General features: G+C 75.8%; 8 protein-coding genes. 5 read left to right on the forward strand and 3 right to left on the reverse strand.

Annotation, left to right across the window (positions count from 1 at the left end):
* The first annotated feature begins 18 nt into the window (after positions 1–18).
* Positions 19–1,830, forward strand: coding sequence for a serine/threonine-protein kinase (locus BM385_RS04665; RefSeq protein ID WP_093842268.1), 1,812 nt, complete (start codon positions 19–21; stop codon positions 1,828–1,830).
* 28 nt (positions 1,831–1,858) lie between these two features.
* Positions 1,859–2,356 carry a hypothetical protein gene (locus tag BM385_RS04670; protein WP_019434570.1) on the forward strand — a complete coding sequence of 166 codons (498 nt, stop codon included), beginning with the start codon at positions 1,859–1,861 and terminating at the stop codon, positions 2,354–2,356.
* On the opposite strand, the gene BM385_RS04675 is transcribed toward BM385_RS04670, so the two are convergent.
* Entirely contained in the window at positions 2,298–4,229 is a 1,932-nt protein-coding gene (locus BM385_RS04675) for an N-acetylmuramoyl-L-alanine amidase (RefSeq protein WP_093842269.1), read from the reverse strand. The genes BM385_RS04670 and BM385_RS04675 overlap by 59 nt on opposite strands.
* A 68-nt stretch (positions 4,230–4,297) precedes the next feature.
* The gene (locus tag BM385_RS04680) at positions 4,298–5,413 is read right to left on the reverse strand and encodes an aminoglycoside phosphotransferase family protein (protein WP_093842270.1); all 1,116 of its coding nucleotides are present in this window, start codon (positions 5,411–5,413) and stop codon (positions 4,298–4,300) included.
* A gap of 241 nt (positions 5,414–5,654) precedes the next feature.
* Between BM385_RS04680 and BM385_RS04685 the strand changes: the two genes are divergently transcribed.
* Positions 5,655–7,124 carry a DNA-binding protein NsdB gene (locus tag BM385_RS04685; protein ID WP_019434567.1) on the forward strand — a complete coding sequence of 490 codons (1,470 nt, stop codon included), beginning with the start codon at positions 5,655–5,657 and terminating at the stop codon, positions 7,122–7,124.
* A gap of 295 nt (positions 7,125–7,419) precedes the next feature.
* Here the strand turns inward: BM385_RS04685 and BM385_RS04690 are convergent, their stop codons facing one another.
* On the reverse strand, positions 7,420–8,883 hold the full coding sequence (locus tag BM385_RS04690; RefSeq protein ID WP_093842271.1) for a SpoIIE family protein phosphatase: 1,464 nt from the start codon (positions 8,881–8,883) through the stop codon (positions 7,420–7,422).
* A gap of 271 nt (positions 8,884–9,154) precedes the next feature.
* Here BM385_RS04690 and BM385_RS04695 point away from each other — a divergent pair, with 271 nt between their 5' ends.
* On the forward strand, positions 9,155–10,585 hold the full coding sequence (locus BM385_RS04695; protein ID WP_093842272.1) for a HEAT repeat domain-containing protein: 1,431 nt from the start codon (positions 9,155–9,157) through the stop codon (positions 10,583–10,585).
* A 176-nt stretch (positions 10,586–10,761) separates the two neighbouring features.
* Positions 10,762–14,373 (forward strand): hydantoinase B/oxoprolinase family protein, encoded by a 3,612-nt coding sequence (locus BM385_RS04700; RefSeq protein ID WP_026047552.1) that lies wholly within the window; start codon positions 10,762–10,764, stop codon positions 14,371–14,373.
* The last annotated feature ends 8 nt before the right edge of the window (positions 14,374–14,381 follow it).

Consider the following 14,381-nt stretch of genomic DNA (forward strand, 5'->3'; position numbering starts at 1 on the left):
TGGCGGAAGAAGGGGGACATGACGGAGCGTCCGGTGGTGCACGGCCGGTACCAGCTGCTGGAGCTGATCGGCCGGGGCGGCATGGGGGAGGTGTGGAGCGCCCGGGACGAGGCGCTGGACCGCCGGGTGGCCGTCAAGTGCCTCAAACCGCTCGGCTCCGGCCGTGACGCGTCCGCCCTGCGGGTGCTGCGGCAGCGGTTCCGGCGCGAGGCACGGGTGGCGGCCGGCCTCCAGCACCGGGGGATCACCGTGGTGCACGACTTCGGGGAGACCGAGGACGGGCTCCTCTACCTGGTGATGGAACTGCTGATCGGCCGCAACCTCAGCCAGCTGCTCGGCGAGCGGCGCGGCGCCCCGCTGCCGGTCGCGGACGTCACCGACATCGCCGCGCAGACCGCCGCCGCTCTCGCCTACACCCACGAACAGGGCGTGGTGCACCGCGATCTCAAGCCCGCCAACGTGATGCGGCTGACCGACGGCACGGTGAAGATCTGCGACTTCGGCATCGCCCGGCTCGCTCACGACATCGGGTTCTCCAGCAAACTCACCGGCTTCGGCATGGCCATGGGCACCCCGCACTACATGTCGCCCGAGCAGATCGCCGGGCTGCCCGTGGACCACCGCGGCGATCTGTACTCACTGGGCTGCGTGCTGTACGAGCTGGCCACCGGCGCACCGCCGTTCGACCTCGGCGACCCCTGGGCCATCCTGGTCGGCCACCGCGACCAGGCGCCGGCGCCGCCGCGCAGCCTGCGCCCCGAACTGCCCGAGCCGCTGGACCGGCTGATCCTCGCCCTGCTCGCCAAACGCCCCGAGGACCGGCCCTCCGACGCCGCCGTACTGGTCCGGGAGCTGGTCGCCACCGCCGGGCAGGCCGGGGCCGGGCCACCGCTGCCGGAGTGGACCCGGGGCATGCGCGCCGGGTCCCGCGCCAGCGGCTCGTGGTCGCTGCGGCTGCCGCCGCCGGACCGCAGCGCCGGGCTCACCGGGCCGTGGACGGGGCCGGTCGCGACCGCGCTGCCGCACCCGAGTCCCGCGCCCGAGTACCTCGCCGTGCTGGCCGGCCGGCACCGGGCCGCGCTCGGGCTCGGCCGGCTCGGCCGCTGGCCCGAGGCGTACGAGGCGCACCGCGCGCTGGCCGCGGAGCGCGAACGGGTGCTCGGCGCCGGCCATCCCGACACCCTCGCCAGCCAGTACGAACTGGCCCACGCGCTGCGCCGGCTCGCCCGCTGGGACCGGGCGCTGGCCGCCTACCGCCCGGTCGCCGCCGCCGGCGGCCCGCTGGCGCTGGAGGCCCGCTTCGGGATGGGCGTCTGCCTGGGCCGGCTCGGCCACCTCGACCGGGCGCTGGCGCTGTACCAGGAGCTGATCGCCGTGTGTGCCGGGACGTTCGGGGACCGGCATCCGCGCACCCTGAGCGCCCGGCACGGCCGGGGCATCAGCCTGGGCCGGCTGGGCCGCTGGGAGGAGGCGCTGGCCGAGGCGCGCCAGGTGTGGTCGCTGCGGGCCCGGGTGCTGGGGCCGCACGATCCGGACACCCTGGTGAGCCGGCGGGAGATCGCCATCGCGCTGGGCTGGCTGGGCCGGTGGGAGGAGGCGCTCACCGAGTACCGGCTGGTGCGCCGGGCGCGCGAGGAGACGCTGGGGGAGGCCCACCCGGACACGGTCACCTCGCGCAACGACGAGGCGCACTGCCTGGAACAGCTGGGCAGGGCCGGGGACGCGGCGCCGCCGTACCGGCGTTCGGCGGACGGGTCCGGCGGCCGGCCGGGAAACGCCGCGGGCGGCCGGGACGGTGTGCGGAAGGGGCGTCCCGGTCCCGGTGGATGACCGGCGCGGGCCACGTACCATTGCGGGTATGTCCTTCCTCCGCCGCCGCAGCGCCGCGTCCCCCGCCGGCCCGGACTTCGACGTACTGGCCATGGATCCCGGTGACTGGCCGGGAGTTCTGGGCGCCGGGCTGCTGCCCGCGCCCGACGGCACCTGCCAGGGTGTGGTGCTGCGCTACGACCTGTTCGGCGGGCGCGGCCCGGCGATGGTCATCGGCAATCTCCCCGAGGGTTCCCCGGCCCGTGACATCGACGAGGACGATGTGCCGTTCGAGGTGCACCAACTCCTCGCGGCCCTGGAGATCGACGAGGAGGTGCGGGTCACCGGCTCGGAGGACATCCCCGTCATGCACGACGACAATCTGCTGATCGTGCACCGGATCACCTGCTCCGAGGGCCGGATCTCCTGCGTCCAGTTCGACCGCAGCGACGGGGTGCTGGTCACCATCGCCAGCTGGGAGCGGCCGATCACCGACGAGCTGTACCGGCTGCTGAAGCCGCTGCCGGCGGAGATGTTCCAGCAGTAGCGGCGGCCGGCAGGACCCGGACGTCGGCGGCCCGTACGTAGCCGATCCGGTGGCCGAGCTGGATCTGGTGGTACGTCTCGCCCCTGACCACCCGGTGCCGGGCGGGGTCGAAGGAGCGGGCCGCGAGGAACTCGCTGTCCGTGGTGAGCCCCAGCGCGTACTCCTGGTCGGCCGGGACCTCGGCGATCGGCGTCACCGGCTCGGGCGGCAGATCCTCCGGGTACGCGGCGGCCTCCGGGTAGGCGCGGCCGTACACCGGCACGGTGTCCTGCTTCCCGGTGCCGCTCGCGCCGGTCACCCGCGGGCCGTCGGCGCGGTGCGCGGTGGGGGCGCCGGGCGGGTTGTGGAACCAGCCCTTGCGGCCCTCGAACCAGATGGCCAGCCACTCCCCGCGCTCCTCGGCGACCACGAACGTCTGTCCGGCGGCGGCGCGGGCGCCGGTGTCCCCGATGTCGAGCGAGGAGTTGCCCAGCAGCGGCGCCCCGGGGTCGGGCGAGGTGCGCAGCGCGACGCCGGAGAAGTCCGCGCCGGTGCCGCCGTCGTAGGGCGGGTCGATCACCACCAGCGGTCCTTCCGGGTCCGCGCCGGCCGCGTCGGCGAAGGGCGCGCCGAGCAGGTCGAAGTAGTGCGCCCAGTCCCAGTACGGGCCCGGGTCGTTGTGCATGCCGGAGGCGTTCTCGGGCAGGGTCGGCGGCACATTGTGGTGGCCGAGGACGTGCGCGCGGTCCAGCGGGATGTCGTGCAGCGCGGCGAGATGGCGCACCAGACGGGCCGAGGCGCGGTACATCGCCTCCGTGTACCAGGTGCCGGGCTCGGCGAGGAAGCCCTCGTGTTCGATGCCGATGGACTTGGTGTTGACGTACCAGTTCCCGGCGTGCCAGCCGATGTCCGCGGTGGGCAGGTGCTGGGCGATCAGGCCGTCCGAGGAGCGCAGCGTGTAGTGCCAGGAGAGGTAGCGCGGGTCCCGGACGAGGTCGGTCATGCTGTCGAAGTAGCCCTCGACGGTGTGCAGCACGAGGTACTCGATGCGCTGGGAGGCGGGCCGGTCGGCCTTGTCGTGATTGCCGTAGTCGGGTTCTCCATCGGCCCCCGGGTACTCCTCGTACGCGGCGGGCCGGCGTACGCAGCTGACGTCCGCCGGGCATTCGGGCGGCGGCTCCTCGGCGGCGGAGCCGGTGGCGTCCGCGGCGGCGGGCAGGCCGAGCAGGGCGAGTTGCCCGGTGGCCGGGTCCTGGCGCCCGGCGGCGGGGAGCCGCAGCTCCTGGCCGTCGGAGGTGCGGCGGGCGGGCCCTTCGGCGAGCACGGCGTAGACCTCGTCGGCGAAGGCGGCGGCGCCCTCGGCGGTGCCGGCGCCCGAGTAACGGGCCACCGCGCCGTACCAGTCGGCCGGGTCGGCGCCGGCCGGCAGGCCGAGCCCGCGCTGCGCCTCGGCGAGCAGCGCGGCGCCGCCCGCGGCGTTGGCGGCCGGGTCGGTGCGCAGGGCGCCGGCACTCAGCCCGGTCAGCCCGGCGGCGCGCTCGACGGTGGCCCAGCCGTCGCCGCCGTCCCGCAGATGCAGGCTGCCGTGGCCGCCGGCGACGCTGGGCGCGCCGTCGTGGTGCTCCCAGCGGGAGTGCAGATAGCCGAGGGCGAGCAGCAGCGCCTCGGGGACGCCGTACTCCCGGGCCGCCGCGCCGTACGCCCGGCGCAGGGCGTCCTCGGGCGGCGGCGCGGCGTGCGCGGTGACCGGCAGCAGCAGGGCGGCGGTGGCGGCGAGGCCGGCCAGGGCGCGGGCGGTGCGGGCGGTGCGGGCGGAGCGGGCGGAGCGGGCGGTGCGGGCGGTGCGGGCGGTGCGGGCGGCGCGGCGGCCGGGGCGGGGTACGGGCTGCACCATCGCAGAACTATCCGTCCGCCAACGGGCGGTCAATCACCCCGCCCGCGCGCCGCCCGCCCGCGTCACCCTCAGCGGGTCCCCACCGCCGCCCGCACGGCCCGCCGCGCCAGCGCCCAGTCGTCGTGCAGCCGGCGCAGCAGCAGCCGCTGCTCCTCGCCGTACGCCATCCCGCCCGCCGTCGCGGGTCCCGGCGCCGCCCGCATCGCCCGGTGCACCGCCTCCTCGCAGATCCGGATCTCCCGGGTGAGGATCAGCATCAGATTCACCAGGAAGGCGTCCCGCCCGGCCGGGCCCGAGGACTGCGCCGTCTGGCTGATCTGGCGGCGGGACTGCGGCGCGTCGCCCAGACAGGCCCACAGCGTCGCCAGGTCGTACCCCGGCAGATACCAGCCCGCCGCGTCCCAGCCCACCAGCACCGGACCGGTCGGGGACAGCACCACACTGCTCACCAGCGCCTCGCCGTGACAGAACTGCCGCGGCAGCTCCTGCCCCGGGTCCCGCAGCCCGCGCAACCCGTGCAGCAGCGCCTGGAGATCGTCGATGTCCCGGTCGGTGAGCAGCCCCAGCGCGTGGTAGCGGGCCAGCTGCGCCGGATAGTTGACCGCGTCGTCGAACGCCCCCGCCGGGGGCCGCCACTGCCCCAGCCGCACCAGCGAGCCCAGCAGCGCCCGCTGGTCCGTCACGCTCGGCGGCGACAGCGGGTGCCGCACGGTGCCGGCCGGCCGGCCCGGGATGAACTCGGTGACCAGCGTGCAGCTGTGCGGGTCGGCGGCCACCAGCTTCGGCACCCGCACCGGCGGCCGGTGCCGCACGAAGCTGCGGTACGCCGCTATTTCCTTGCGCGTCCGCTCCGCCCGCGCGGGCTGCGCCGGGGCGTCCAGCAGGCACTTGGCGACGGCCGCCCGCCGCCCGGTCATCCCGGCGATCACCAGGGACTGGCCGCGCTCGCGCAGCACCTGGACGGCGTTGAACTCGGGGCAGATCTCCTGCACGGCGGCCAGCGCGGTACGCAGCCGGGCCCCCCGCGCGCCCGAGAAGTCCAGCCGGGGCCCGCCCTGGGGCGGCACGCCGCGGCCCGCGGGCCGGCCGGCGCGGTCGGCGGCACGGGTGGCGCGGTCCGCGGTACGGGTGGCCTGCTCCGCCGGACGCGGCCGGGTGAACACGGGGGTGGATGCTGAGTACATGGGCGGGCAGGGTCCCTTCGTACGTCGTGCGCCGGGTACGTATGAGAGCGCTCCCGACCCGGGCCCGCACCGGCATCCTGGGGAATGCCGACCGGGGACCGGACCGGGGTGGCGCGGTTCTACCTGACTCCCCCGGACGGGTGGCGTACCACCGAGCGGACCCTGGCGAACCCTGGCGAATGGGAATCCCGCGGCCTCCCGGCGGTTACTGTCAACTCAGCCGAGATCCTGGGGGCTTGACGTGAGCAGACGACCCAACACCCGCCTCGCCGACCTGTTCGGGCTGGCGGGATGGTCCAAAGGTGAACTCGCCCGGCTGGTGAACCGCCAGGCGGCGGCGCAGGGCCATCCCCAGCTCGCCACGGACACCTCACGGGTACGGCGCTGGATCGAGCTGGGGGAGACCCCGCGCGACCCGGTGCCCGGCGTGCTGGCGGCGCTGTTCACCGAGCGACTCGGCCGTGTCGTGACCATCGAGGATCTCGGGTTGCGCCGGCCAGGGGATGCGGGGACGCGTCAGTCCATCGACGGGCTGCCGTGGGCTCCCCGGCGGACGGCCGAGGTTCTCACCGAATTCACGGGAATGGACCTCATGCTCAACCGACGCGGCATGGTGGGCGCGGGCGCCGCGCTCGCCGCAGGCTCCGCACTCAGCGACGCCATGCACGACTGGCTCCTGACCCCTCCGGGGACAGGCGCCTCCTCCCCCTCCGACCTCACCCGCGGCAGTACCGACACGGCGGGCCTCGACCGGTACGAGGCGGCCCCCGTCGGCTCCGAGGAGATCGACGCGCTGGAGAACTCCGTCGACGTGTTCCGCGCCTGGGACGCCAAGAAGGGCGGCGGGCTCCAGCGCAAGGCGGTGGTCGGCCAGCTCAACGAGGTGGGCGGCATACTCGCCTACCGCCATCCCCCGCATCTGCAGCGCAGATTGTGGGGCGTGGCGGCCAACCTGGCGGTGCTCGCCGGCTGGATGTCCCACGACGTGGGCATGGAAACCACCGCCCAGAAGTACTTCGTGATCGCCACCCACGCCGCCAAGGAGGGCGGTGACCGGCCCCGGGCCGGCGAGGCGCTGTCCCGGGCGGCGCGGCAGATGGTGCACCTGGGCCGGCCCGACGAAGCGCTGGACCTGATGCAACTGGCCAAGCGCGGCGCCGGGGACGAGGCGCTGCCGCGCACCCGCGCCATGCTGTACACCATCGAGGCGTGGGCGCAGGCGTCCCTGGGGCGCGGCCAGGCGATGCGCCGCACCCTGGGGGAGGCCGAGGACCTGTTCGTCTCCGACCGGACCGATGTGCCGCCGCCCAGCTGGATGCAGATGTTCGACGCGGCGGATCTGCACGGCATGCAGGCGCTGGCGTACCGCACCCTGGCCGAACACGACCCGAGTGCCGCGCCGATCGCCGAACGGCACGCGAACGAGGCGCTGGAGCTGCGGATCAGGGACCGGCAGCGGTCCATGCTCTTCGACCAGCTCTCGCTCGCCTCGGCCCACTTCATCGCCGACGAGCCCGACCAGGGCACCAACACGGCGCGGCTGGCCCTGGCCAGCATCCGGGAGAACTCGTCCCTGCGGACCTGGGAGCGGCTGCGCCAGATGTACCGGCTGACCGGCTCGTACGAAGGGCTGGGGACGGTGCGGGAACTGCGGGAGGAGATCGAGGCGGCGATGCCGCGGGGCCTGCCGGCCTCCGGCGTCCGGGTCTGAGGACGCCGGGCACCGGGCGGGCGGCACCGGAAACGGCGGCCCCCGGCTTCCGCGGCGGCCCCGTGCCGTCCGGGGGCCGGGGGCCGTGCCGTTCCGTGCACCGGGCGTGGCGGGTCCGCGCCGGGCTTGGCGTCTTCGCGTCTTCGCGTCGTCCGGCGGGAGGCGGGCGCGGCCCCGGGCCGGTCAGCGGCGCGGACCGGACGGCGCGCGGCTGCTCCTTGTCCTCAGCCCCGACGCCGGCCGCGGGCCGGAACCCGGTGCGGGCACGATCCGGGCAGCGGGGGGCGGCTCTCGGTCACGCACGGACCCGGGCCACCAGCACACAGGCGTCGTCCTCACGTGTCCCTCCCGTCCCCCGTGCCGCACGCGCGATGATCCGCAGGCACTCCGCGGCGCTGCCCGCCAGCGCCAGCCGGCCCGCCAGCGCCAGCAGCCGGTGGTCGCCGTCGTGCCCGGCCGCAGCGCCCCCGGTCCGGCTGTCCGAAAACAGCCCGTCGGTGTGCAGGACGAGTACGTCTCCCGGCTCCAGCCGCTCCGTCCGTTCCGCGTAGACGGCGCCCGACACCGTTCCCAGCAACGGCCCGGCCGGGCGGGCCAGCGCCCGCCCGGACCCGCCCCGGCACAGCAGCGGTGCCGGGTGGCCCGCCTGCGCCCAGGTCAGCAGCCGCTCGTCCGGCCGGTAGCGGCAGCACACCGCGCTGGCCAGCAGGGGATCTCTGCCCCGGTCCAGCAGTTCGTTCAGATGTCCCAGCAGATCCCCGGGGCCCGCCCCGGTGAGCGCGATGCCCCGGATGGCCCCCAGGGTCGCGGCCGTACCGGCGGTCCCGGCCGTCGCCGGGCCCGGCAGGTCGCCCAGACTGAGCACGCCGGTGCCGTCCGCCAGTTCCAGGGAGTCGTACCACTTGCCGCCCGGGACATCGCCGTCCCCCGCGGGCAGACAACGGGCGGCCAGCTCCAGGGAACCGGCGCGCCCCCGCTGCGCCGGTACCGTCCGGGAGCCGGCCGCCGGCCACGGCGCCGGGCCGCGCACGGCCGGCTCCCGGAGCCCGGCCGCCGGCCGCGCCCCGGCCGGTGCCGGCTGCCGCTCCCGGCGGGGCTCGCCGACCGGGAGGTCGTCCGTGCCGCCCGGCCCGCCGACGTCGCGGATCACCGCCCACATCGCGACCGTGCCGCCCCGCTCGTCCAGTACCGGCTCCCCGGCCATCCGGACCGTGCGGCGGGTCCCGTCCGGCCGGTTGACGCGCACCTCGCAGTCCATCGCCCGGCCGTCCACCAGACAGCCGGTCATCGCCGCCGCCAGCACCGGCTGGTCCTCCGGCACCAGGCACGACGGCAGCTGGTCCAGGGTGAGCGGCCCGTCCCCGACCGGCCGGCCGAAGATCGCGAACAGTTCGTCCGACCACACCACCCCGTCGGTCAGCAGGTTCCACTCCGCGCTGCCGATCCGGGCGTCCGGCCCGCCCTGCCCACCCGCCCCGGGCCGGTCCGCCGCCGCGTACGGCTCGGCCGGCACCGGCCGCAGCTGGGCCACCTGCCGGCCGAACTCGTCCAGCCGGTCGGTCGCCGCCTCCCAGGCCGCCCGGCGCAGCGGGGACCGTTCCGCGCGGCCCAGCTCCTGCGCGTCCTCGCGCAGCCGGCGCGCCCGCGCCAGCAGGACGTCGAACGCGTCGGCGGTACCGAAGTCGTCGAAGGTGCCGAAGGTGTCACTCCCTGCGGGCAGGTTGTTCGCGGAAGGTTCCGAATGAGGGGAGGAGAGCATGTCTGATCCCTGAATACCTGGTACGGCGCGGTTCGTGCCGGGCGCCGCCGCCGATCGAAACCGGGCGCGCGGTTGACTACTGACTGTGCCATGCCCGGCGCCGCTCCGTAAGAGATTCGGCCGGTTGCTCCCCGGCCCGGTCCGGGGCACTTCGACAGCGGCGGGGACTCAGGTGTAGACAGGCTCCCAACGGCAAGGATGACCGGCGTCCCCACTGCTCGATCCGGAAATCCCGTTGCCACCGGACTTCCCCGACCGGATGCTGACTCATATGTTCGCCAGTCCCATCGAAACAGACATAGCGCCCAGCGGAAGCCTTCTCGGCCTCCTCCAGCGAGGGCGCGGCGACGGATGGCTGCACGCCCTCGCGGCGCCCCGCCCCGACGCCGTCGCCGCGCTGAACCACTGTGTGCTCCGCGATCCACGCCCGGACTGGCAGCTCGAACACCGCTCGCTCTACTACGCCCGCCTCTACCGGGAGCTGGACGCCCCGCTGGACGCCGTACGGGAGCACCTGTTCGACCCGGTGGACGCCCTGGAGGAGTGCGAGCAGCGCACGGGGCTCGCCCTGTCCGTCCTCGGCCACCTGGTGACGGCGGGGCGGCGCGACGCCCTGGCGCTGCTGCGCCGCTACGCGGTGAGCGGCGCCAACTGGCGATGGGCCCTGGACGAACTGGCGGTGCGCGAGGACGACACCGAGCTGCGCGATCTGGGCCCCGCCGTCCTCGCCCGCTTCCCCGCCACCGAGGCCGGCGACCGCGCCCTCGCCGACGCCGTCCGCGACTCCTTCGAACCGCGCCCCTGGCACATCTGGGCCGAGGACCCGGCCCGCCCCGCGCAGCGCGCCCGGCTGGCGCGCGCCCTGGAGACCGGCGATTTCGACCGCTGGCAGCGGCAGCTGCGCCCCGCCACCCCGCAGCCGGGCTGGAGCGTGCCCGCCGTCCTGGAGTGGGCGCGGGAGGGGTACGAGCAGACCCCCCGGCAGTGGCGGGAGGCCGCCGCGGCCCGCTGCCTGGGCGCGGTGGCCGGCCCCGGCGACCGCGAGACGCTGCTGCGGGCCGCCGCCGGGGACCACAGCCCGGTGGTGCGCGCCGCCGCGCTGCGCCATCTCGCCGAACGCGGCGACCCGGCGGTCTTCGAGCTGATCCAGCGGGCGGCACAGGACCCGCGGCCGGAGCTGGCCGGGGCGGCGGTGACCGCGTACGCGCGGATGAACGACGACGGCGCGCTGCGGCAGGCCCGGAGCTGGCTGGAGCGCACCGACGAGCTGGGCTCGACCGCCGCCGTCATGCTCGCCCGGCGCGGCTCGGCGCCCGACGCCCCCGGCGTGCTGGCCGCGCTGCGCAGGGTGGTGCGCACCCGGGGCACGGACGCCGCGGAACTGCGCGCCCTGGTGGAGGGCGTCGCCCGGCTGGCGATCGGCCCGGCCGTCCCGGTGCTGCGGCACATTTACCGGCAGACCGTCTCCTCCCAGCTGCGCGGCCACACGGCCCGCGCGCTGGCCGCCACCGACCCCACCTTCGCCTCCGGGTTCGCGGTGGAGTGCCTGTGGGACTGCGAGGAGGACACCCGCGAGGTCGCCGCCCGGCACGCGGCCACGGCGGACACCCGGGTCCTGGAGCGGCTGCGCACCCTGGCCGCCGACCCCACCGAGCAGGAGGGCGTCCAGACGGCGGTCCGCGGCCGGCTCGCGCCGTCCTGACCGGCCCACCGGCCCGCCCGCCCCGGCCCGGCTCCGTACGCCGCGCCCCCGCGCGCCCCCGCCCTCCGGCGTACCGCCGCGCGCCCCCGGGCCGGCACGGCGAACACCACCGCCCGGCCGCCCCCGGTTGGCCGCGCCGCAGCCAACGGGCCGCCCCCGGTGGCAGCATGGGGCGGGTGAGTGGACGCTGGGAATTCTGGATCGACCGGGGCGGTACCTTCACCGATGTCGTCGGGCGCCGCCCCGACGGGTCGCTGGTGACCGCCAAACTGCTCTCGCACGACCCCGGGCGCTACCGGGACGCCGCCGTCGCCGGGATCCGGCGGATGCTGGGGCTCGCGCCCGGCGAGCCGGTGCCCGCCGAGCGGATCGACCTCGTGAAGATGGGCACCACCGTCGCCACCAACGCCCTGCTGGAGCGGCGCGGCGAGCCCACCGTGCTGCTGATCAGCGCCGGGTTCCGCGACGCCCTGCGGATCGCCTACCAGAACCGGCCCCGGCTGTTCGACCGGCACATCGTGCTGCCCGAGGCCCTCTACGAACGCGTCATCGAGGTGCCCGAGCGCATCGGCGCCGACGGCCGCACGGTACGCGACCTGGACGAGGACGCCCTGCGCGGCGACCTGGCCGCCGCCCACGCCGCCGGGTTCCGCAGCGCCGCCGTCGTCCTCCTGCACGGCTACCGGTACCCGGAGCACGAGCGGGCCGTGGCCCGGCTGGCGCGCGCGGCCGGGTTCACCCAGGTCTCCGCCTCGCACGAGGTCAGCCCGCTGATCCGGCTGGTCTCGCGCGGCGACACCACCGTCGTCGACGCCTATCTCTCCCCCGTACTGCGCCGGTACGTCGAGCAGGTGGCCGGCGAACTGCACGGCGTGCGGCTGATGTTCATGCAGTCCAGCGGCGGGCTGCGGGAGGCCGGGCACTTCCGTGGCCGGGACGCCGTGCTCTCCGGGCCGGCCGGCGGGGTGGTCGGCATGGCGCGCAGCTGCGCCGAGGCCGGGTACGACAAGGTCATCGGTTTCGACATGGGCGGTACCTCCACCGATGTCTCGCACTGTGCCGGGGAGTTCGAGCGCGTCTTCGGCACCTCGGTCGCCGGGGTGCGGATGAGCGCGCCCATGATGGACATCCACACCGTCGCGGCCGGCGGCGGCTCGCTGCTGCGGTTCGACGGCGCCCGCTACCGGGTCGGCCCCGCGTCGGCCGGCGCCGTACCGGGCCCGGCCTGCTACCGGCGCGGCGGCCCGCTGGCCGTCACCGACGCCAATGTGATGCTCGGCCGGATCCAGCCCGCCCACTTCCCGGCGGTCTTCGGCCCGGACGGCGACCGCCCCCTGGACGCGTCGGCCGCCGCGGACGGCTTCGCCGCGCTCGCCGCCGAGATCTCCGCCGCCACCGGGGACACCCGCACCCCGGAGGAGGTCGCGGCCGGCTTCCTGGAGATCGCCGTCCTCAACATGGCCAACGCGGTGAAGAAGATCTCCGTGCAGCGCGGCCACGACGTGACCCGCTACGCCCTGGCCGGCTTCGGCGGCGCCGGCGGCCAGCACGCCTGCGCCGTCGCCGACGCGCTCGGCATCGACACCGTCGTCGCCCCGCCGCTGGCCGGGGTGCTCTCCGCGTACGGCATCGGCGTCGCGGACGCCACCGCGCTGCGCGAGCGCTCGGTCGAACGCGAGCTGACGGCGGACGGACTCCCCGCAGTGCGCGCGCTGTGTGCCGACCTCGCCGCCCGGGCCCGCCGCGAACTGGTCTCCGACGGGGTGCCCGAGGCGTCCATCCGCACCGTGTCCCGGCTCCACCTGCGGTACGCCGGCACCGACGCCGCGCTGCCCGTGGCCCTGGCCGGCCTGTCCGAAATGGCCGAGGAGTTCACCGCCGCCCACCGGGCCCGCTACGGCTTCACCATGGACAAGCCGCTGGTCGCCGCCACCGCCGTCGCCGAGGCCGTCGGCTCCGCGGGCCCCGCCGCCCCCGCCCGGCTCGCCCCGGCCCGCGCCGCCCACGAGGCCCCGCCCGCCCCGGTGGACCGGGTCCGGATGTACGCCGCCGGCCGCTGGCACCCCGGCACCCCGCTGTACCGGCGGGCCGACCTCCGTACCGGCGACACCGTCGACGGGCCGGCCCTGATCGCCGAGCCCGACGCCACCACCGTCGTGGACCCCGGCTGGCGGGCGAGCGCCGGGGAACACGGACATCTCGTCCTGGAACGGGTGGTGCCCCGGCCCCGTACCACCGCCATCGGCACCCGGGTGGACCCGGTCCGGCTGGAGGTCTTCAACAACCTCTTCATGGCCATCGCCGAACAGATGGGCGTGCGGCTGGAGAACACCGCCCACTCCGTCAACATCAAGGAGCGGCTGGACTTCTCCTGCGCCCTCTTCGACGCCGGCGGCAACCTCATCGCCAACGCCCCGCACATCCCCGTCCACCTGGGCTCGATGGGGGAGTCCATCAAGGAGGTGCTGCGCCGCAACACCGGCACCATGCGGCCAGGCGATGTGTACGCGATCAACGATCCGTACCACGGCGGCACCCATCTGCCCGATGTCACCGTCGTCACCCCGGTGTTCGACGACACCGGCCGCGAGCTGCTGTTCCTGGTCGCCTCCCGCGGCCACCACGCCGAGATCGGCGGCATCACCCCCGGCTCCATGCCCGCCTTCAGCCGCACCGTCGAGGAGGAGGGCGTGCTCTTCGACAACTGGCTGCTGGTCCGCGACGGCACCCTGCGGGAGGCCGAGACCCGCGCCCTGCTCACCGGAGCCCGCCACCCCTCCCGGAGCCCGGACGCCAACCTCGCCGACCTGCGCGCCCAGATCGCCGCCAACGAGAAGGGCATCGCCGAACTGCGCGCCATGATCGACCGCTTCGGCCTCGACGTGGTGCACGCCTACATGGGCCATGTGCAGGACAACGCCGAGGAGTCGGTACGCCGCGTCATCGGTGCCCTGCACGACGGCTCCTACCGCTACGAGACCGACGCCGGCGCCGTCATCCAGGTCACCGTCACCGTGGACCGGGCCACCCGCTCCGCCGTCCTGGACTTCGCCGGCACCTCGCCCCAGCAGCCCGGCAACACCAACGCCCCCTCCTCGGTGGTGACGGCGGCCGTCCTGTACGTCTTCCGCACCCTGGTCGCGGACGAGATCCCGCTCAACAGCGGCTGCCTCAAGCCCCTGGACATCCGCATCCCGCCCGGCTCCATGCTGGCCCCCGTCCCGCCGGCCGCCACCGTGGCCGGCAACGTCGAGACCTCCCAGGCGGTCACCGGCGCCCTGTACGCCGCGCTCGGCGTCCAGGCCGAGGGCTCCGGCACCATGAACAACCTCACCTTCGGCAACGACCACCTCCAGTACTACGAGACGATCGCCAGCGGCTCGGGCGCCGGGGACGGCTTCCCCGGCGCCGACGCCGTCCAGACCCACATGACCAACTCCCGCCTCACCGACCCCGAGGTCCTGGAGTGGCGCTACCCGGTCCGGGTCGAGGACTTCCGCATCCGCGAGCACAGCGGCGGCGCCGGCCGCTGGCCCGGCGGCAACGGCGTACGGCGCCGCATCCGGTTCCTGGAGCCGATGACCGTCACCCTGCTCACCGGCCACCGCCGCGTCCCCCCGTACGGCATGGCCGGCGGCGCGCCCGGCGCCCTCGGCGCCAACACGGTACGGCGCGCCGACGGCCGCACCGAGCCGCTGGCCGGCGCCGACACCGCCGAGGTCGGCCCCGGCGACGAACTGATCATCGACACACCCGGCGGCGGAGGGTACGGCCCGCCCCCGGCCTGACCCGGCCC

Origin of the sequence: Streptomyces harbinensis (assembly GCF_900116145.1) — a bacterium.
GTDB classification, from domain to species: domain Bacteria; phylum Actinomycetota; class Actinomycetes; order Streptomycetales; family Streptomycetaceae; genus Streptomyces; species Streptomyces carpaticus.